The organism is Chromobacterium rhizoryzae (assembly GCF_020544465.1).
GTDB lineage: Bacteria > Pseudomonadota > Gammaproteobacteria > Burkholderiales > Chromobacteriaceae > Chromobacterium.
In genome coordinates this window covers 2,700,707-2,719,245 of sequence record NZ_CP066126.1, presented here as the reverse complement: position 1 = coordinate 2,719,245, position 18,539 = coordinate 2,700,707, and the positions used below count along the sequence as shown (strand labels likewise).

Below are 18,539 nucleotides of genomic sequence, written 5' to 3'. Positions count from 1 at the left end.
GTCCGAACACGGACGGTGCAAAGGTTTGCCTGCACGCGGTGGCGGCATAAAAATAATTAGAGCGGCTGGCGGCGACGGTTCTGATCGGCTGGCGCCGGCGGCTCATGGCCAATGACAGGCATGTTGAAGATGCAAGCAGATAATAAGGCACTATTGGATGGCATGTGCCGTTTTATCGGAGTTCGGGCGGATCATATGGCGACGCTCAGCGCCCATGCTCCGTTGTTGTTGTCGCGCAAGGAGGCCTTGGGCAAGGAGTTCTACTGGTATGCGATGAAATGCCCGGACACGCTGGCGCTGCTGAGCGAGCGCCTGCCGGGCGGCATCGATTCGCTGGTGGACGCCTTATTGCAGTATTGCGAGCGGATGCTGACCCGCCCGGTCAACGGACGCGCCGCCCGGCGCGTGGTGGAGCAAGGGCGTTTGATGCGCCAGCTGGGCGTGGGCCTGATGTGGGTGGTGGGCGCTTACGAGCGCTGCCAGGCGCATTTCCTGGCGCGCTTGACCGAGGCCGGGCTGGCCCTGGACGAGCTTGCCGCGCTGTCGCGGCTCTTGCGCAAGCGCATTCTGCTGGACCAGATGCTGCAACTGCACGGCCATCAGCAGTCCTTGCAGGAGGCGGTGGACAGCAAGCACCGCCATTTGCAGACCATGTCCGGCCTGTACGCCACTCTCAGCGGGGTCAGCATGGCCCTGGTGCGCTGCTCTGAGCGCCGCGAACTGTTCCAGGCGATTTGCGACGTCTGCGTCCGCGAGGGCGATTTCTCCCATGCCTGGGTGGGCCTCTTGGACGCCGACTCCCAGTGCGTGCGTCCGGCGGCGATGGCCGGCGTTCACGCCGAAGCCTTCATTCCCCGGCTGCAAGTCTCCGCGCTGTCCGAAAGCCTGCATGGCCGCGGCCCCAGCGGCCGGGCCATCCGCGGCCTGGCGGTCCAGGTGGTCAACGATTGCGGCGAAGACCCGTCGATGCAGCCGTGGATGCGGGTGCTCAACGCCAGGAATGTGCGCAGCGCGCTGGTGGCGCCGCTGACGCTGCGCGAGCAGGTGATCGGCACCTTGTCGCTTTACTCCGGCCAGCCGGGGTTTTTCGACGACACCAAGGTGGCGCTGGTGGACACCATGGCGCGGGAGATCAGCCGCGCGCTGGAGCGCCAGGACGCGCTGGAGCGCAGCCATCGCGCCGAATCCGAATTGGCCTTCCTGTCCTTCCACGATCCGCTGACCGGCCTGCCCAACCGGCACCTGATGAAGGAACACATCAACAAGCAGCTGCAGATCCGCCGCGCCAACGCGCGGCTGGCGGTGCTGGTGCTGTCCATCGAGGGCTTTCACGAAATCAACGCCCGCCTGGGCCACGAGGGCGGGGACGCGGTGCTGTGCGAGGTGGCCAACCGGCTGCGGCGCTGCATCTATCCCTATGGCTACGTCGGCCGGGTGGGCGCTTCGCGCTTTGTCGCCTGCAGCGACCGTCACGAGCAGCTGGACCAATTGGTGGACAGCCTGATGGGCAGTCTGCAGCAGCCGGTGGACTGCATGGGGGTGGTGATCCACACCCGTTGCAGCATGGGCATCGTGGTGGAGCCGGTGAACGGGCGCAGCGACGCCGCGGCGCTGCTGCGGCGCGGCGAGCTGGCGCTGAGCCGGGCCAAGGAAGCCGGCGGCGGCCACTGTCGTTACTACCATGTGACCATGGACGAAGAAATCCAGCACATGCACGCGGTGCGCAACGCCTTCGCCGTGGCCATCGCCCGCGATGAACTGGCGCTGTTCTACCAGCCCAAGATCAATCTGCGCGACAACCGCATCGAGGGCGTGGAAGCGCTGGTGCGCTGGCGCCGGGACGGCCGGCTGGAAATGCCGGGCGCCTTCTTCCCGGCGATAGAAAACACCGATCTGATGCGGGAGCTGGACTGGTGGGTGCTGCGCGAGGCCTTGCGCCAGTCCGGCGAATGGCTGGCGGACGGCCGCCATATTCCGGTCAGCGTCAATCTGTCCGCCATCACCTTGAAACACGAGGGCTTCGTGCCCGGCATCCAGGCCTTGTTGCAGGCCTATCCCTTGCCGGCCGGTTATCTGGAGCTGGAGGTGCTGGAGAGCGTGACCCAGCAGGAGGCGGAGCAGATCACCGCCAAGCTGGAGCATTGCCGCGACCTGGGCCTGTCCATCGCCTTGGACGACTTCGGCACCGGCGCGTCCTCGCTGGTGCATTTGCAGCAGCTGCCCTTCGACACCATCAAGATCGATCAGCGCTTCGTCCGGCTGCTGCTGGATACGCCGGGCAACGAGGCCATCATCCGCAGCATGGTGTCCTTCGCCCATTACACCGGCCGCAAGCTGGTGGTGGAGGGCGTGGAGAGCCGGGCGATCTGGGACCGTCTGCTGGAGATAGGCTGCCTGGACGGGCAGGGCTACGAAATTTCGCCTCCGGTGGACCCCAAGCACTTGCCGGCGTGGATCGCGGACTGGGAGCGCCGGGTAAGTATTAATTCAGCTTATATATAATAATTTTTATTAGTTTTACTTTGATACGTCGCTCCCTTAGTCTGTGTCCAAACTTTCCGGGAGCGGTACGTGTTCAACTTCAGCGTTTATCTGTCTGCCCTTGGGCTATCCATCGGGCAGATCGTCGGCATTGGGCCGCAGAATGCCTTCGTGCTGCGGCAGGGCATAGGCCGCAGCCACATCCTGCCCATCATCGTCATCTGCATCGTCGCCGACGTGTTTCTGATCGCCTGCGGGGTGATGGGGGTGGGCAAGCTGCTCAACGCCATTCCCGGCTTCATCGTCACTGTGACCTGGCTGGGCGCGGGCTTCATCCTGTGGCTGGGCTACAAGGCCTTCCGTTCCGCGCTGACGCCGGGCGCGATGTCGCTGGCCGGCGGCGTGGAGCGGGACCGCAAGCGCGCCATCCGTACTGTGCTGGCGGTGACCCTGCTCAATCCCTATACCTGGCTGGATACCGTGGTGTTGATCGGCGGCGTGTCCGCCATCTACGGCGAGAGCGCCGCGCCGTCCTTCCTCTTGGGCAGCCTCAGCGCCTCGGTGCTGTGGTTCGGCGGCATCGGCTGCTTCGCCGGCAAGCTGGCCCCCTTGTTCCAGCGGCCGCAAAGCTGGCGGGTGCTGGATTGCGTGATCGGTCTGGTGATGTTGTTCACCGCCTTCATGTTGTTGCGCAATTACGGTTTTGAAGGGATGGCCTGAGCGGCTGAGAAGGTGTTTGACGCGCGGTTTTTTGAAAGTGACGGCTTGCTTTTGGGCAACCCGTCACTTTTTCATATGCGGTTTGTCGTGACAAGGTAATTTTTCACTGCGTAAATATTCATTTGGAATTGCAAAATAACTTTGTAAATACCAAATCATTTACCATAACTAAATCTCCGTTGTGAACAACATAAGGAGAGTTAGTCATGAAAGCTTTGATTCAAGCCAGTCTGATGGCGGTTTCCGTGTTGGGCGGTCTGTCTTCCCCGGTGGTGGCAGCCCCGGTGAACAACAGTTATATCCAGTCCAGCGCCAATGAGATCCGCGGCTTCCTCGGCGGCTACGCGCGGCCAACGGTCTACGTCAACCAGTATGCCTGCCGCGAGCCTCAACTCAGCGCGATGGCGTGCGGTCCTTACACCATCAGCGTGGGCACCGGCTTCCTGCAGCAGCAGGAAAACAGCTATGGCAACTATGTGGCCAAGTTCATTCTGGCGCACGAATGGGGCCATTCCATCCAGTTCACCCATAACATCTACCGTCAGGCGCCGATGCAGGAGCTGCAGGCCGACTGCGTGGGCGGCACCTTCGCCAAGTACGCCGAAACCAATCTGCGTTATCCGAGCTTCATCGAGAACGCGGTGGCTTCGGCGCGCAACGCCGCCGATTACGGCGAGCACGGCACGCCGTCGCAGCGCGATTACTATTCGCGCTACGGCCACGCCAACGGCCTCAACGCTTGCCTGAACTCGATCTGATCGATAATGGGCAAGCGAGCGTGGGGGCTGGCCGGCGGGCTGGCCTTGCTGGGCTTGGCCTGGCTCAGCCTGCCTGAGCCGGTCCGCGCGCGGCTGGGTCTGAGCGAGCCGGCGCCGGAGGCTCCTGTGGCCTTTGTCGCCGCTCAATCGTGGACGGCCGCGCCGGCCAAGGGCGCCGGTCCGGCGCGGGCTTACCAGGGCCTGAGCTTCGCGGTGGGCGACGGCCCGCCGCCGGCCGCGGCCCCGGCGGAGCCCTTGCCGGAGAGCAAGGCCGAACGCCAGCGCAAGCAGGCCTTGCGCCAGCTGGGCTATGCCATCGACGAGCGCTTCTACCGGATGTCCCTGGCCGACTTGCGCAAGCTGGCCGCCGCCGGCAATGTCCAGGCCCTGACCCATCTGGCCGAACGCTATTTGTTCGAGCTGGACGGCAAGCCGCAGCGGCCGGGCTTCGAGCCGGAGATGCGTTACCGTGAGGAGGCGCGCGCCGCCTTGCAGCAAGCGTATCGGCTGGGCAACCGGCATGCGGCGGCGATGATCTCCGAGAGCTATCTGCTGGAGCGGCAGCCCTTGGAGGCCGCGGCCTGGAATCTGGTGGCGCGGCGAGCCGGGGACGCGCTGAGCGCGGACTGGTTTCTGACCACCAAGGACTACCGGCAGTTGAACGCCGGGCAGAAAGCCGCGGCGGCGGAGCGGGCCGAGCAGATCTGGCGTGAACTGCATCCGGGCGCGGTTCAGTCCAAGGGCTAGCGGTCGCAAAAAACCGGCGACATCCGCAAGGGTGTCGCCGGTTTTCTCCTTAGAGCCTGTTCAACGTCTCGCGAGCAATGGCGAGACAAGGCGAAAACAAGCGAAAAAGCGGAATGTACAAGTGGTACATGAGCATTTTGAGGATGTTTTCAACGCCGTATCGCCGAAGCACAGCAGACTATGAACAGGTTCTTAGCCGAAGCTTGGCGTTTTCCACGCCCTTGTCCAACAATTCCGCTGGAGCGCAGCGGACTTTGACACGTTTTTACTGCGCGTCGGCGGCCAGGCCGGCCACCAGATCCTCGCGGGTGATCAGGAAGACGAAGCCGTCGCCGCTTTCGGTTTCCATCCACATGAAGGGCAGGGTGGGGAAGCATTCTTCCAGCATGTCGCGGTTGTGGCCGATTTCCACCAGCAGCACGCCCTTGTCGTTCAGGAAGTCCGGCGCGCGGCGCAGGATTTCGCGGGTGGCGTCCAGGCCGTCTTCGCCGGAGCCCAGCGCCAGTTCCGGTTCGTGCAGGTATTCCGGCGGCAAGGCGTCCACCGATTCGGCGTCGACATAGGGCGGGTTGGAGATGATCAGATCGTACTTGTCCTCGATGCCCTCGAACATATCGGTGTGGATCAGCTGCACGCGCTCGTCCAGGCCGTAGTTCTGCACATTGATGGCCGCCACTTCCAGCGCGTCCAGCGAAATGTCCACCGCGTCGATTTCCGCGTCCGGGTAGTGGTGAGCCAATTGAATCGCCAGGCAGCCGGAGCCGGTGCACAGGTCCAGCGCGCGTTGGACCAGCTCCGGGTGTTCGATCCACGGCTGCAGCGGTTCGCCCAGCAGTTCGTAGATGAAGGAGCGCGGCACCAGCACGCGTTCGTCCACGTAGAAGTTGAAATCGCCCTGCCAGGCTTCGTGGGTCAGATAGGCCACCGGCACGCGCTGTTCGGCGCGGCGCTCGATCATGTCGATCACGTCCTTGACCTCGGTGGGCAGCAGCTTGGCGTCCAGGAAGGGCTCGAGCTGGTCCACCGGCAGCTTGAGCGCGGACAGCGTCAGATAGGCGGCTTCGTCGTAGGCGTTCTGGGTGCCGTGGCCGTAGAACAGGCCGGCGTCGTTGAAGCGGGACACGGCGAAACGCAGCAGGTCGCGCAAGGTGTTGAAGCTGGATGCAGCCTGGGCGTACATGGTTTTCCTTTCAATACAACAGGGACATGGCGGCGGCCATGTCCCCGGCGGTGTGGGTTCGCGCTCGCGCGGAGCGCGGTCAATGTGGCTGGGCCGTCGGCGTCAGAACGGCAGCTTGGCGTCGGTGGCGGTGCCCAGCACGCGGCGGAAGTCGCCCTTGATGCGTTCCAGCGCCGCGTCGTTGTCGGCCTCGAAGCGCAGCACGATCACCGGCGTGGTGTTGGAGGCGCGCGCCAGGCCGAAGCCGTCCTTGTATTCCACGCGCAGGCCGTCCAGGGTGTTGACCTCTTCGGCGCCGTCGAAGCGGGCGGAAGCCTGCAGCTTGGCGATCAAGGCGTGGTTTTCGCCTTCCTTGGCCATTTTCAGATTCAATTCCGGCGTGGACACCGCATTGGGCAAGGCGTTGAGCAGTTCGCTCGGGTCGTCCACGCGGGACAGCACTTCCAGCAGGCGGGCGCCGGCGTACATGCCGTCGTCGAAGCCGTACCAGCGCTCCTTGAAGAAGACGTGGCCGCTCATCTCGCCGGCCAGCAGCGCGCCGGTTTCCTTGATTTTGGCCTTGATGAAGCTGTGACCGGTGCGCGCCATCACCGGCACGCCGCCGTTCTGTTTGATCCAGGGCTTGAGCAGACGGGTGGATTTCACGTCGTAGATGATCTTGGCCTTGGGGTTGCGCTCCAGCACGTCGGCGGCGAACAGCATCAGCTGGCGGTCCGGCCAGATGATGGTGCCGTCCTTGGTCACCACGCCCAGGCGGTCGCCGTCGCCGTCGAAGGCCAGGCCGATTTCGGCGTCGGTCTTCTGCAGCGCGTCGATCACGTCCTGCAGGTTTTCCGGCTTGGCCGGATCCGGGTGGTGATTGGGGAAATTGCCGTCCACGTCGCAGAACAACTCGCGCACGCGGCAGCCCAGGCGGCGGAACAGCACCGGGGCGAAAGCGCCGGGCACGCCGTTGCCGCAGTCCACCACGATGTTGAGCGGGCGCTCCAGCTTGATGTCGGAGGTGATGCGATCCAGATAGGCTTCCGCGATGTCGTGGGTGCCGTAGCCGCCTTCGCCGCTGGCGAGATCGCCGTCGACGATGCGCTGGTACAGCTTCTGGATGTCGTCGCCGGCCAGGGTGTTGCCGGCCAGCATCATCTTGAAGCCGTTGTAGTCCGGCGGGTTGTGGCTGCCGGTGACCATGACGCCGGACACCGAACCCAGTTCGTGAGCGGCGAAGTACAGCATGGGGGTGGCGACGCGGCCGACGTCGATCACGTCGACGCCGGCGGCCTGGATGCCTTCGGCCAGCGCCTGGCACAGATCCGGGCCGGACAGGCGGCCGTCGCGGCCGACCACAACGGTTTTCACTTTGCGGGCCTTGGCTTCGGACCCGACGGCCTGGCCGATCTGGCGGGCGACTTCATTGGTCAGGGTCTTGCCGACGATGCCGCGGATGTCATAGGCCTTGAAGATGTCTTTGGACAGTTTGCTCATGGCGTTCTTATGCAATCGAAATGAAAGAGGCGCGCGGAGCGGCGGTGCTCCGCGTCGGAAATTAGGGGCTCAGGCGGCCAGCGCGGCGCTCAGGCTGATCAATTGGTCCAGCTTGGCGCGCGCCTGTCCGGAGTCGAGCGCTTCGCGCGCCATGGTAACACCGTCGGCCAGGGTAGGGGAAACGCCGGCCGTGTAGATGGCGGCGGCGGCGTTGAGGCAGACGATGTCGCGCGCCGGGCCGGCTTGGCCGTCAAGCACCGACAGCAGAATGTCGCGCGAGGCGGCGGCGGTGTCCGCGCGCAACTGCTTGAGTTCGGCGAAGTCCAGGCCCAGTTCGCGCGGGTCCAGCTCGTACTCTTCGATTTGCCCGTTCTTTAGTTCAGCCACCATGCTGGGGCCGGACAGGGTCAGCTCGTCCAGGCCGTCCAGGCCGTGCACGATCAGCGCGTGGCGGCTGCCCAGCTGTTTCAGCACCCGCGCCTGGATGCCCACCAGGTCCGGGTGGAACACGCCCATCAACTGGTTTTCGGCGTCGGCCGGATTGGTCAGCGGCCCGAGGATGTTGAAGATGGTGCGGGCGCCCAGCTCCTTGCGGATGGGGGCCACGTGGCGCATCGCGGTGTGGTGGTTGGGGGCGAACATGAAGCCGATGCCGATTTCGTCGACGCAACGGCCCACTTGCTCGGCGTTCAAGCTCAGCTTGACGCCCAGCGACTCCAGCACGTCGGCGCTGCCGGAGCTGGACGACACCGAGCGGCCGCCGTGCTTGGCCACGCGGGCGCCGGCCGCCGCGGCGACGAAGGCGGAGGTGGTGGAGATATTGAAGGTATGCGATTTGTCGCCGCCGGTGCCGCAGGTGTCCACCAGGTGGTCGCGTTGGCTGATGGGCACCGGGGTGGCGAACTCGCGCATCACCGTGGCGGCGGCGGCGATTTCCAGCACCGACTCCACCTTGACGCGCAGGCCGATCAGGATGGCCGCGGTTTGCGCCGGCGTCAGTTCGCCGCGCATGATCTGGCGCATCAAGTCCAGCATTTCGTCATAGAACAGCTCGTTGCCGTCGATCAGACGGTTCAGCGCGGCCTGCGGGGTAATCATCGGGGGAGTCCTTTTGCTTGCGTGGGCGGCGTCGCGCGAAGGCTCGCCGTCCGGTGATTCAATTGCCGGCGTGCGCCGCCAGTTGGGAGAGGCGCTGCTCGATCAGATCGACGCGGCAGGCGGTCCGCGCCTGATCCGCGCCGTTGCCGCTGGCGTAGCTGCTGGCCACCCAGCGGCACTGCTTGTCCAGATAGGTCTTGAAGGCGCGGCCGGATTGGCTGAGCGCCAGCCGGGCGCGGTAGCGGTTGCCGGTGATCTGGTCCAGTTCGCGCATCGCCGCGGCGGCCTGGTTCTCGCCGCGGCTCAGCTCGGCCTCGGCCTTGCTCAAGCGCTGTTGCAGACAGACGGACACGGCCGGGCTTTGCGCCTCGGCCCGCATGCAGTCGTCCAGCGCGCCGGCGCCGCAGACGGCCGGCAGCGCCAGGGCGGCCAGCATCAACATCCTCTTCATCAGGCGAACTCTTTCAGAAAATTGACCAGCATCGAGTGGCCGTGATCGGTGAGGATGGATTCCGGGTGGAACTGCACGCCTTCGATCGGCAGCGTCTTGTGGCGCACGCCCATGATTTCGCCGTCGTCGGTCCAGGCGGTGACGTCCAGGCAGTCCGGCAGCGTCTCGCGCTCGATCACCAGCGAGTGATAGCGGGTGCAGGTCACGGGATTGGGCAGGCCGCGGAACATGCCGACATCGCGGTGTTTGACCGGCGACACCTTGCCGTGCATCAGTTGTTTGGCGTGGACGATGCGGCCGCCGAAAGCCTGGCCTATGCCCTGATGGCCCAGGCATACGCCCATGATGGGCAGTTTGCCGGCGAAGTGCCGGATGGCCGGCACCGAAACGCCGGCCTCGTTGGGCGTGCAGGGACCGGGGGAGATCACCAGGTATTTGGGCTGCAGCACTTCGATTTGCTGCAAGCCGATTTCGTCGTTGCGGAACACCTTGACCTCCTGGCCCAGTTCGCCGAAGTACTGGACCAGGTTGTAGGTGAAGGAGTCGTAGTTGTCGATCATCAATAGCATGTTTGGCTTAAACCTTTGATTTCACTGGCCTTAAAGGGTTTGCCAGCTATTTGATGCCTCCGGCGGCGTCCGCGCGTTTGAGCGCGGGCCGAACGGGGAGGCGGTTGGAGCATGAGAATCAATATACCGGATCGGGCAAAAGTGCGCAGCTAGCTTGGCGGCCTGCCTATCCGGCGATCGGGTCAAGGTCCGCCGCCGCGGCCTGGCCGCGCTCCGCTCGCGCCAGATCGACGACGGCCTGGATCGCGGCCCTGGCCTGCGGGCTGTTGTGCCAGCAGCTGGAGCCCATCATGTCGGCGATCTGGCGGGTCAGCAAGGCCGGGTCCTGGTCCGCCAGTTGCGGCAAGGAAGAAAAGCCGATTTGCTCCAGCCTTGAAACCACGGTGGCGCCCACGCCTTTCAAAGCCACCATCTTGTCTTTCTCCTCTGCGCTGAAACCCATGCGGTCTCCCGGTCTTGATTGCGGTCCGCCTAACAGGATACACGCGCCGCGCGGTTTGAATGAGAGGCGGCGGAGATGTTTCGCGCCGATGCCGCTCTTAGAACGTGTTTACGATCTCGCGAGCTAGAGCGAGACAAGGCGAAAACGGCTGAGAAAGCGGAATGTACAAGGGGTAGGTGAGCATTTCGAAGCGGTACTCGCCGTGTCACGTTTCACGACGCGCAGCGGATCGTAAACAGGTTCTTATTCCCAACTCATCGCCCAGGCGTACAGCGCAATCATCATCATGACTTCCATCATCAGGCTGCCCAGTATGAAGAGCAGGGGCATGAACAGCAGCGAGCCGTAATGCAGCACCAAGGCGGTGGCGAAATAATGCAGCGGCGCTTCCAGCAACAGGTAGGCGAGGGACGCGCCGCTCAGGGCAAGCTTGTGCCAGAGCGGCTTTTCCAGCACGTGAAAGGTCAGCGCGTGCACCCAGGGCATCAAGAACAGCAAGGTCAGCACAAAGGTCAGGCAGGAGCTGTGATATTCGGGAAGCGAGTGGCTGAAGGCCGCCGGCAAGAAGGCGAAGTACACGCAGGCGCAAGCCTGGATGATGACGAATAAGCGCAGCAGATAGCGCAGCGGCATGTTTTCCGGGCTGATCAAGAACGACAGCAACAGCAGCAGCAAGCCGGCAAGCCCATTGCTCCACCATTGCCAGAACGAGGGCACCGAGGCCGGCAGATCCAGCCACGGCAGCCATAAACCCGGTATCCGCCCGTCCAGTATCTCCAGGCGGGAGAGCTGGGCGGGCACGCCGGTCGCCGCGATGCTCCACTCCGTAACCGCCTGCCAAAAGGCGAGCGTCTGCGGCAGGAAGGCGAGCAGCAAGAGATTGAACAGCAGCGGCAAGCCGAGGATTTCCAGCCAGCGCAGACGCCGGAACGGCTCGGTGCGCATGGCCCGGTGCAGGGAGATGCGCTCGCCGCCGTGACCGGTGTGGCGGACCGCCTTGAAGTGTTGCAGACGTTCTTGAAGGCTCATGGCAGGTTCCAGAACACGGCGGTGGTGATGCCGGAGCGGTCGTAATAAGGGCTGTGGTAGCGCTCGACCCCGACATGGATGCCCCAATGCCGGCCTATCCATTCCCTCCAGCTCAGTTGATAGAGCTGGCTGTCGAAGCTTTGCTTGGGCTGGTCGACGCCGATGGGCATATAGCCCTCGCCGCCGGCGTTGACGGCCAGGGTGATCAGGCGCCAGCGGTCGCGTCCATAGGTCACCGCGCCGTAAGCCTGCATCGAACTCACGCTGCCGGGATTGCTCAGCGTGCGGTGCACGCCGCCTTCCACCACCCAGGGCGAGTCGAAGTAATAAGCCATGCCCAGGGTCAGAATGCGATCGCTATAGCCTTGGCGGTTGTCGTTGTAGGCCAGGCCGAAGGTGCTGACCAGATTGCGGCCGGGCAGCCATTTGCGGTTGAGGGCGGCGCCGTAATGGGTGCCGGGCCAGAAGGTGCCGCTGCTGCTGCGCCCCAATTCCAGCCGGCTGTACCAGTCCGGGTTGATGTCGTGGTTCCAGCCCGCGTTCAAGGCGATGCCGTGTTCGCCGAAACGGCTGTCCTGCTCCGCGATCCAGTCGAAGACGTTGCCGGCGTCGGTTTGCCATACCCCGGACAGATAGACGCCGTTCCAGGCGGGATTGTTTGCGGTGAGGCTGGAATGCTGTCCGCCGATTTCGATGCTGCGCGCCCAGGAGTACGGCTCCGGCGTCGAGGCTTCCGTCTCGACATCGGCGGCGGCCGGCGAGGCTTCGGCCGCCTCCGGGGCGGCGGCCTCGTCGGCGCGGGCTTGGCCGGCAAGGCAGCAGGCCAATAGGCAGAGGTGGGCGAGTGGTTTACTGAGCATGGCGGGTCTCCGTCGTGTCGCTCGTTGTTTGCAGATAGTCAAAGCGCAGGTCCTGCCCGGATTGGGCGCTGACGCGCCAGGCGTCCGGCAGCGCTTCTATCTCCGCTTTGCCGGAGCGCAGCACCGGTCTTGCCGAGCTTTTGGGCAGCAGCCAGCTTTGCCGCGCCAGGCTGCCTGGGTTGTGCGCGCTCACGCTGACCCAGGACGCGTCCCGGCCTTCCGCCGGCGCGACTTGCCATTGAGTCAGTTCGCGCTGGGACAGGAAGCGGGACAGCTGGGTCATCGTGTACCAGTGAAAGACGCCCTGGTCGCGCAGCGCCCGGGTTTGAGCCAGCCATTGCTTGACCGTCTGCTGATAGAAGTAGACGCCCGGCGGGTGGAAATAGACCAGGCGCGCCACTCGCTGTTGCACGGCGAAGCGGGTCATGTCCTGCAGCCAAAGCGTCATTTGCTCGCTGGGCAGCTTATTGCGCACCGCTTCTTCGAAGGAGGCGATGCCGCCGTTGGCCGACACCGGGAAGGCCCAGGGCCGGCCATGCATGTCGGCGGGGTCGATATAGGTCCGGGTGGGGCCCATGGACAGATCGCCCACATAGTAATAAGCCAGCACCCCGTGTTGGCGCAGCCAGGCGGTCACCCAGTCCGGATGGTGGCCGTTGGGCGCCGAATACTCGGTGAGCGCTTGCTGGGTGAGGTTTTCCAGGTCTTGCTTGTTGTTGGCGAGATAGGACGCCCACTGCTTGCCGTTGTGCTCGTTGATGTTGAAGGCGAAGTAGTTGTGCATCCAGCCGCCGTGCGCGCCGATGTCGTAACCCAGCGCCCGCAAGCGGCGAACCCAGTCCTGGGCTTGCGCGTTATGGGCAAGGTCCATGCCCCGGTGGTCGCCGGGCTGATTGGTGTCCGGACCGGTGGTGAAATGGACGGAATAGGGGCCTTGCTCGAGAAAGCCCAGTTTTTTCAGCAGGTCCAGATAGGGGATGGCGTTGGCGTCGTCCACGTGCCAGTTCATCACCAGGCCGCCGACGCCGTCCGGCACCGAGGCGAGCTGAGGCAGATGCAGCACCCGCGTATTGAAAAAGTTCAGATAGGACTGCAGCCACAGGCCGTCGGTGCGTATCTTGAGAAAGGTGACCGGCAGATTGACGAACAAGACTTTGCCGCGGCCGTAATCCCGCAGGCCGGCAATCAAGGTGCCGTCCGGGCCTTCGGCCAGCACCCGTCCCTGGAAAGAACCGCGGGTCGCCAGATAACTGAAGGCGGCCTGGTCGTAGCCGTAGGTCGAGGCCTGCAGCAAGGAGGGCTTGCCGCCGGCATAGGGCTGGAAGCGGCCGGGGGTGATGCCGAGTTCGGCCACCGTGGACGGCGACATCAGCATCAGGTCCCTGCGCACCATCTGCTTGCCCAGTTCCCGGTACAGCAGATAATCCACGCCCACCATGCGAGCGAGCGTCGGCTTGTCCAGAAAGCGGCCGCCGGCGTTTTCGCTGGCGGCGTCGTAATTGATCCATAAGGCGCCGCCCGCCTGCACGTATTCCTCCAGCACCCCGGCCAGCGCCGCGTCGACATGGCGGTGAATGGTGTCCGGCAAGATGATGCCGCGGATGCGGGCGCGTTGTTCCGGCTCCATGTCCACCAATTGGCTGGCGGTGATCTGCATCATCGCCACGCCGCCTTCGTTGGCCGCGTCCTGCCAGGCCAGCGCGTATTTGTTGCTGGCCGGCTTGTCGGGCAGCAATAGGGCGATGAAGGCCCTGGGCGGCGGCGTCCGGCTTGCGCTCAGCTTGTGCCAGATCGCGCTTGCCGCCAGCAATAGTCCAAGCAATAGGATGATGAACACCCAAAGAGGACATGATCGAATCTTGTTCATTCTTCCTGCCTTTGTTCTTGCTCCGCCGCTGTCGCCAGGCGGTGCGTCAATCCTTGAAAAACCGCTTCCTCCAGCACGTTCCAGCGCGGCGTTCCGCGCGCCGGCGCCGCCTGTCGCAGCCAGGCGCGCGCCGCGTCCTCGCGGCCGCCTCTCAGCGCGGCCAGGGCCAGCACGCCCCAGGGAAAGTCCAGATGAGCCTTGTCCTGGACAAGCCAGGGCCGGCCTTCGCCGCGCAGCCAGGCGTCGAAGGAGGCCTGCCCCGGCATCGCCGGCAAATCCGCCATGTCGGGGAAGAGTTGCGCGGCGGCTTCCGGGTAGAAGGCGATGGGCGGGATGTCGCGGCTGGCGACGCGCCAACGCCGGGTTTTCGCCTCCCAAAAGGTCTTGGGCAGCGCCGCGGCCAGCTGGCGCATCCTCCGGCAGCTGGCGCCGGCGTTGACGCAGTCGTCGCGCAGCGCCGCGTAGACCTCGACGTTGTCCATCAGGTAAGCCAGCTTGGCGCCGGCTGTGTAATCGTAAACGCCGCTGCGCGCTTGCCTCAGCCGCCACAGCGCGCGCCGGGCGCGCGCCAGCGAGGCCTGCAGGGCCGGCGGCATTTCTTGTCGCCGGTAGCGTCGGTTCAGCAAGGAAATCCACATGGCCAGCGTGGAGTCGTCGGCGTCGGCGTCGGCCGCCCGACGCCAAACGCCATCGGCCTGGCGTTCGAAACGGGGAAAACTGCCGTTGCTTTCCTGTCTGGGCACCAGCCACGCCGTCCAGGCGTCCGCGGCGGAGGCGATGGACAGGCCCAGCTCGTCGGCCGTCAGCAAGGCTTTCATCGCGAAATAAGGGTCGACATGGCGACCATGCGCTTGCAGCAGGATGGCGCCGTCCTCGTCTTGATAGCCGGGCCAGCTGAGCAGGCCGGCTGCGGCCTGTCCCGCCCCGCAGCACAAGGCCAGCAGCAGATAGAGACGCTTCATCATCCGCGCACCTTGCCACGGACGCGGGCCCAGATGGTGCCGTGCGCGCGCAGAGGCGGTGTCAGCAAGACCCGGCGCGAAGAAACGGTGTTGGGCGCGTCCGGCGCGCCCAGCGCGGAATGGGCGCCGATGGCGACGAGCCGGTCCGCCACGACCGGGCCCAGCAGCTGGCAGTGTTCCCGGCAGATGATGGAGTGGTCGGACACGACGGCGCCGGTCACGACCACACCGCGGGCCAGGCGCACCGGCCCGCTGGCCTTGACGCTGCCTTCTATCCGGCAGCCGGCGCGGATGCGCAAGCCGCCGCGCACCACCAGGTGGCCGCGCAACAAGCTGTTTGCCGGCAACTGGAAATCGCCGTCCACCACCGCCCGGCGCATTTCCGCGTTAAAGGGATGGGCCGCGGGCAAGCCGCCGATGTCCACCTCCCTGAGCGGCCCGGCCGCGGCCTGCTGCGGCGGCGCGTCTCCCAGGCGTATGTTTGCGGCTTGGATGCGCTGGAACAGGATGGGGCCGGCAATGTCCAGCGTTTCCTCCGCCACGGCCCGTCCGAACAGCTGGCTGTCCGGTTCGATGCGGACGTTCCGGGCGCCGGCCCAGCGCAGGATGGAGCTGCCTCGCCCCAGGCTCAGCTCGCCGTCGGCCAGGACGCTGCGCAGGATCGCGCCCGGTCCGGTGGCAATGTCGTCATCGCAATGGATTTCCTTCAGAAAGCTGAAGTGGGCGGGGATGCGCAACGCGCCCGCGGCCAAGACTTCTTCGTCCACGACGGGGCGGGGTGTTTGTCCGAGGGCTTCCAGGCGGGCGTTCCAGTCTTGCCGCCATTCGTCCGAGTCCAGCGCGTCCAGCCGCTGCCGATAGTTGCGGGCGAAGACGTTGGCTGTGCCGATATGCAGCCGGTTGATGCCCAGCGCGGAGGTGTCGGTCTTGCGCAGCAATTCCAGCAGGCCGGGCAAGAGCGGCAGGGCGACCAGCGGCGCGACGCCCAAGATATAGATCAAGGCCATCATCCCGGCTGCCTCCGATAACGCTTGGTTTTGTCCCAATGCAGCGTTCTGTTTTTCTTGAAGGGTTCGATCAGCGACTGCTGCAGCGTGGCGCGGGAAATGGTGACCAGGCTGACGAGAAAACCCAGAATGGCGAAAGGCAAAATGCGCAGCCTTTTGCCGTTGCCGTCCAGATAACAGGCGACGCCGATCTCGAAGAAGGCGGCGAAATTGCCCATCGCGCTGTAGCAGACCAGGGCCAGGATCAGCAACACGCCGGGAGACGGCAACATGCTGTCGAAAAAGAACAGCAGCAGGGTAATGGCCCAGCCCAGCAGCAAGAGCGGGGACATGGCGTAAGTGCCCAGCAGCAGGAGCCCGTCCAGTTTTTCCCGCTTTTGCACCCCGCGGGTGCTCAGCAGGCGGCCGACGTGCCGCGCCAGCGCCTGGTTGTGGCCGCGCGTCCAGCGCATCAATTGCCGGATGCGCACCGGCCAGCTTTCTGGCACCTCCTCGTAACACTCGGAGCGATTGGTGTAGACCGTGAGCCAGCCGCCGATCAGCAGCCGGTAGGTCAGATCGGTGTCTTCGGCCAGCACGTCGTCGTGCCAGCCGCCCACGCTGTTGAGCGCGGCGACGCGGATGCCGCCGACCGTGCCGCCGTACTGCGGCACCAGCTTCATATTCATCCTGGCCTGCTGGTCCACCTGATAGCCGCCGGCGCGCTCCATGTCCAGCATGCGGGTCAGCAGATTGGCGCCCGGATTCAAGGGCACCACGCGGCCCATCACCGCGCCGACCTCGGGATCGAAAAACGGCGCGATCAATTGCTTGAGCAAGCCGCGGCTTGGCAGGTAATCGGCGTCGAAGACGATGAACAGCTCGGTGTCGATCAAGGCCGTCGCGTCCTTCAGCGCCGCGGCCTTGCCGGGCTTGCCCTGGCTGCGGTGGAAGGGCCTGATCACGTCCGGCCTGCGCGCCGCGATGCGGTCTATGATGGCGCGGGTGCCGTCCGTCGAGCGGTCGTTGACCGGCATGATGATCATTTGCCCCGGCGGGTAGTCGGACTCGAGCAAGGCCTCCATCGCATCGGCGATCACGGCCTCCTCGTTGTGCGCCGCGATGAAGACCGTGACTTTGGGCCAATGCGCCGTCTCAATGTCCAGATAAGGATGACGCTGATGGCCGAACAGCCGGTTCAAGGTGAAGGCCATATGCCGCGCCGCGTACACCATGATCAGGAGCACCACGCCGTACAGCACCAGGTTCAGCGTGCGCAAGGGCCAGATGAAGGGTTGGGCGCTGGCGCGCAGCAGCAGGGGATCGTCCTCCTGGCTGACCGTGCGGCGGCGCGCTTCTTCGATCTGATCCAGGATCAGCTGCTGGGTATGGCGCAGGTCGACGTTGTCCGACGCCCCCTTGATGCTGACGGAGGGACGGACGGCGGCGGGGAGCGCGTCCGGGTCCATGGGCAGCGCCTCCATGGCGGCCCGGCTTTCCGACGACGCGGCCGCGCCGCGCCGGGAAGCGTGATGGCCGGCGGCGGCGGCCGGCTCCTTGGCGGACCAGGCCGGCGAACAGAAAATCAGCAGGATCAGCCAGAGCAGGGCTCGCGGTGCCATTCCTATCTCCCCGGCGCGGAGGCGTGAGCGCTGGCGGCCTGCCGCGGGCGCGGCAAGGCGGAGAGAATGGCGGCGATGCGTCTGCCGGCGCTGCCGTCGCCATAGGGGTTGTGGGCTTGAGACATGCGCTGGTAAGCCGCCTGGTCGTCCAGCAAGGCGCTGGCGTGGCGGACGATAAGATCCGTTTCGGTGCCCACCAGCTTGGCGGTGCCGGCCGCGAGCGCTTCAGGCCTTTCCGTGGTGTCCCGGGTGACCAGAACCGGTTTGCCCAGCGCCGGCGCCTCTTCCTGTATGCCGCCGGAGTCGGTGATGATCAGGTGGCAACGGGCCATCAGGTAGACGAAGGGCAGGTATTGCAGCGGCTCGATCAGGTGAATGTTGCGCACCCGGGACAGCAGCGCGTACACCGGTTGGCGAACATTGGGATTCAAATGCACCGGGTAGACGATGTCCACGTCCGGATAACGTTCCGCCAATTGGACCAGCGCGCGGCAGAAGCTTTCGAACTTCTCGCCGAACTTCTCCCTGCGGTGGCCGGTGACCAGCACCACTCTCGCCTCCGGCCGCAGATAGGAGAAGGCGGCGGCGACGCCGGCCTTGAGCTCCGGCTGCTGCTCCAATTTCTTCACCGTCAGCAGCAGGGTGTCGACGACGCTGTTGCCGGTGATGAAGATCCGCTCGGGGTCGACCTTTTCATTGCGCAGATTGAGACAAGACTCCTCTGTCGGGGCGAAATGCCAGGACGCCAGAATATCGGTGACGCGGCGGTTCATCTCCTCCGGCCAGGGGGAGTACAAGTCTCCGGTCCGCAAGCCCGCTTCCACGTGTCCAATCGGAATCCTGCGGTAAAACGCCGCCAGGCTGGCGCCCAGCGTGGTGGCGGTGTCGCCGTGAACCAGCACGACGTCGGGCTGGACTTCCTCCAGTACCTTGTCGACGGTTTCCACCAGTCTGGCGGTCAAAGAGGCCAAGCCTTGAGCCTGTTGCATCAGCTTCAGGTCGAAGTCCGGCTTGATCTCGAAAAAATCCAAGACCTGATCCAGCATCTCGCGGTGCTGGCCGGTCACGCACACTTTTGACGCCACGCCCGGGCAGTCTTGCAGCGCGTGGATCACGGGCACCATCTTGATGGCCTCCGGACGGGTGCCAAAGATTGTCAGTACAGTAAACATATTGTCTCCATTGCAGCGATTCCAGGGCCTTGATACGGCTGACTTTGTTTGTTTTGTTAAAACTACTGTTTTTGTTTGTTTAAATTAAGCTAGCACAGGTTTCGCTAGAAACAAAG

The 18,539-nt window shown here is 64.7% G+C and carries 17 protein-coding genes; 4 read left to right on the top strand and 13 right to left on the bottom strand.

Annotated elements, in window-relative coordinates; genetic code table 11:
- Positions 1-111: 111 nt before the first annotated feature.
- The 4 genes from JC616_RS12335 to JC616_RS12320 all read left to right on the top strand — a co-directional run bounded on the left by JC616_RS12335 (position 112) and on the right by JC616_RS12320 (position 4,706).
- The gene (locus JC616_RS12335) at positions 112-2,502 is read left to right on the top strand and encodes an EAL domain-containing protein (RefSeq protein WP_107798906.1); all 2,391 of its coding nucleotides are present in this window, start codon (positions 112-114) and stop codon (positions 2,500-2,502) included.
- Between the two features lie 69 nt (positions 2,503-2,571).
- The gene (locus JC616_RS12330) at positions 2,572-3,201 is read left to right on the top strand and encodes a LysE/ArgO family amino acid transporter (RefSeq protein ID WP_107798907.1); all 630 of its coding nucleotides are present in this window, start codon (positions 2,572-2,574) and stop codon (positions 3,199-3,201) included.
- A gap of 206 nt (positions 3,202-3,407) precedes the next feature.
- Positions 3,408-3,959 carry a neutral zinc metallopeptidase gene (locus JC616_RS12325; RefSeq protein ID WP_227103273.1) on the top strand — a complete coding sequence of 184 codons (552 nt, stop codon included), beginning with the start codon at positions 3,408-3,410 and terminating at the stop codon, positions 3,957-3,959.
- A gap of 6 nt (positions 3,960-3,965) precedes the next feature.
- On the top strand, positions 3,966-4,706 hold the full coding sequence (locus JC616_RS12320) for a hypothetical protein (protein ID WP_227103270.1): 741 nt from the start codon (positions 3,966-3,968) through the stop codon (positions 4,704-4,706).
- A 265-nt stretch (positions 4,707-4,971) separates the two neighbouring features.
- On the opposite strand, the gene prmB is transcribed toward JC616_RS12320, so the two are convergent.
- From prmB to wecB, 13 genes are all read right to left on the bottom strand, one after another.
- The gene (gene prmB / locus JC616_RS12315; RefSeq protein WP_107798910.1) at positions 4,972-5,886 is read right to left on the bottom strand and encodes a 50S ribosomal protein L3 N(5)-glutamine methyltransferase; all 915 of its coding nucleotides are present in this window, start codon (positions 5,884-5,886) and stop codon (positions 4,972-4,974) included.
- Positions 5,887-5,988: 102 nt separating this feature from the next.
- On the bottom strand, positions 5,989-7,365 hold the full coding sequence (locus tag JC616_RS12310) for a phosphomannomutase/phosphoglucomutase (RefSeq protein ID WP_107798911.1): 1,377 nt from the start codon (positions 7,363-7,365) through the stop codon (positions 5,989-5,991).
- A gap of 69 nt (positions 7,366-7,434) precedes the next feature.
- Positions 7,435-8,463, bottom strand: a complete 1,029-nt coding sequence (gene trpD, locus JC616_RS12305; protein WP_107798912.1) for an anthranilate phosphoribosyltransferase — start codon at positions 8,461-8,463, stop codon at positions 7,435-7,437.
- 58 nt (positions 8,464-8,521) lie between these two features.
- On the bottom strand, positions 8,522-8,914 hold the full coding sequence (locus JC616_RS12300) for a lysozyme inhibitor LprI family protein (protein WP_227103268.1): 393 nt from the start codon (positions 8,912-8,914) through the stop codon (positions 8,522-8,524).
- Complete coding sequence (locus tag JC616_RS12295) at positions 8,914-9,483, bottom strand: aminodeoxychorismate/anthranilate synthase component II (RefSeq protein WP_227103266.1); 570 nt, start codon at positions 9,481-9,483, stop codon at positions 8,914-8,916. The genes JC616_RS12300 and JC616_RS12295 overlap by 1 nt, the downstream gene beginning before the upstream one ends.
- A gap of 166 nt (positions 9,484-9,649) precedes the next feature.
- A complete protein-coding gene (locus tag JC616_RS12290) occupies positions 9,650-9,925 on the bottom strand; it encodes a recombinase RecA (RefSeq protein WP_227103264.1) in 276 nt (91 codons plus the stop codon).
- A gap of 243 nt (positions 9,926-10,168) precedes the next feature.
- A complete protein-coding gene (locus JC616_RS12285) occupies positions 10,169-10,954 on the bottom strand; it encodes a hypothetical protein (RefSeq protein WP_227103262.1) in 786 nt (261 codons plus the stop codon).
- Positions 10,951-11,814 (bottom strand): YaiO family outer membrane beta-barrel protein, encoded by an 864-nt coding sequence (locus JC616_RS12280; protein ID WP_227103259.1) that lies wholly within the window; start codon positions 11,812-11,814, stop codon positions 10,951-10,953. Before JC616_RS12280 ends, JC616_RS12285 begins: the two co-directional genes overlap by 4 nt.
- Positions 11,804-13,681, bottom strand: coding sequence for a polysaccharide deacetylase family protein (locus tag JC616_RS12275; RefSeq protein ID WP_227103257.1), 1,878 nt, complete (start codon positions 13,679-13,681; stop codon positions 11,804-11,806). The genes JC616_RS12280 and JC616_RS12275 overlap by 11 nt, the downstream gene beginning before the upstream one ends.
- A complete protein-coding gene (locus JC616_RS12270) occupies positions 13,678-14,646 on the bottom strand; it encodes a hypothetical protein (RefSeq protein WP_227103255.1) in 969 nt (322 codons plus the stop codon). The genes JC616_RS12275 and JC616_RS12270 overlap by 4 nt, the downstream gene beginning before the upstream one ends.
- On the bottom strand, positions 14,643-15,653 hold the full coding sequence (locus JC616_RS12265; protein WP_227103253.1) for a bactofilin family protein: 1,011 nt from the start codon (positions 15,651-15,653) through the stop codon (positions 14,643-14,645). The genes JC616_RS12270 and JC616_RS12265 overlap by 4 nt, the downstream gene beginning before the upstream one ends.
- On the bottom strand, positions 15,650-17,251 hold the full coding sequence (locus JC616_RS12260; protein ID WP_227103251.1) for a glycosyltransferase family 2 protein: 1,602 nt from the start codon (positions 17,249-17,251) through the stop codon (positions 15,650-15,652). The genes JC616_RS12265 and JC616_RS12260 overlap by 4 nt, the downstream gene beginning before the upstream one ends.
- 2 nt (positions 17,252-17,253) lie before the next feature.
- On the bottom strand, positions 17,254-18,423 hold the full coding sequence (gene wecB, locus JC616_RS12255; RefSeq protein ID WP_227103249.1) for a non-hydrolyzing UDP-N-acetylglucosamine 2-epimerase: 1,170 nt from the start codon (positions 18,421-18,423) through the stop codon (positions 17,254-17,256).
- Between the last annotated feature and the right edge of the window lie 116 nt (positions 18,424-18,539).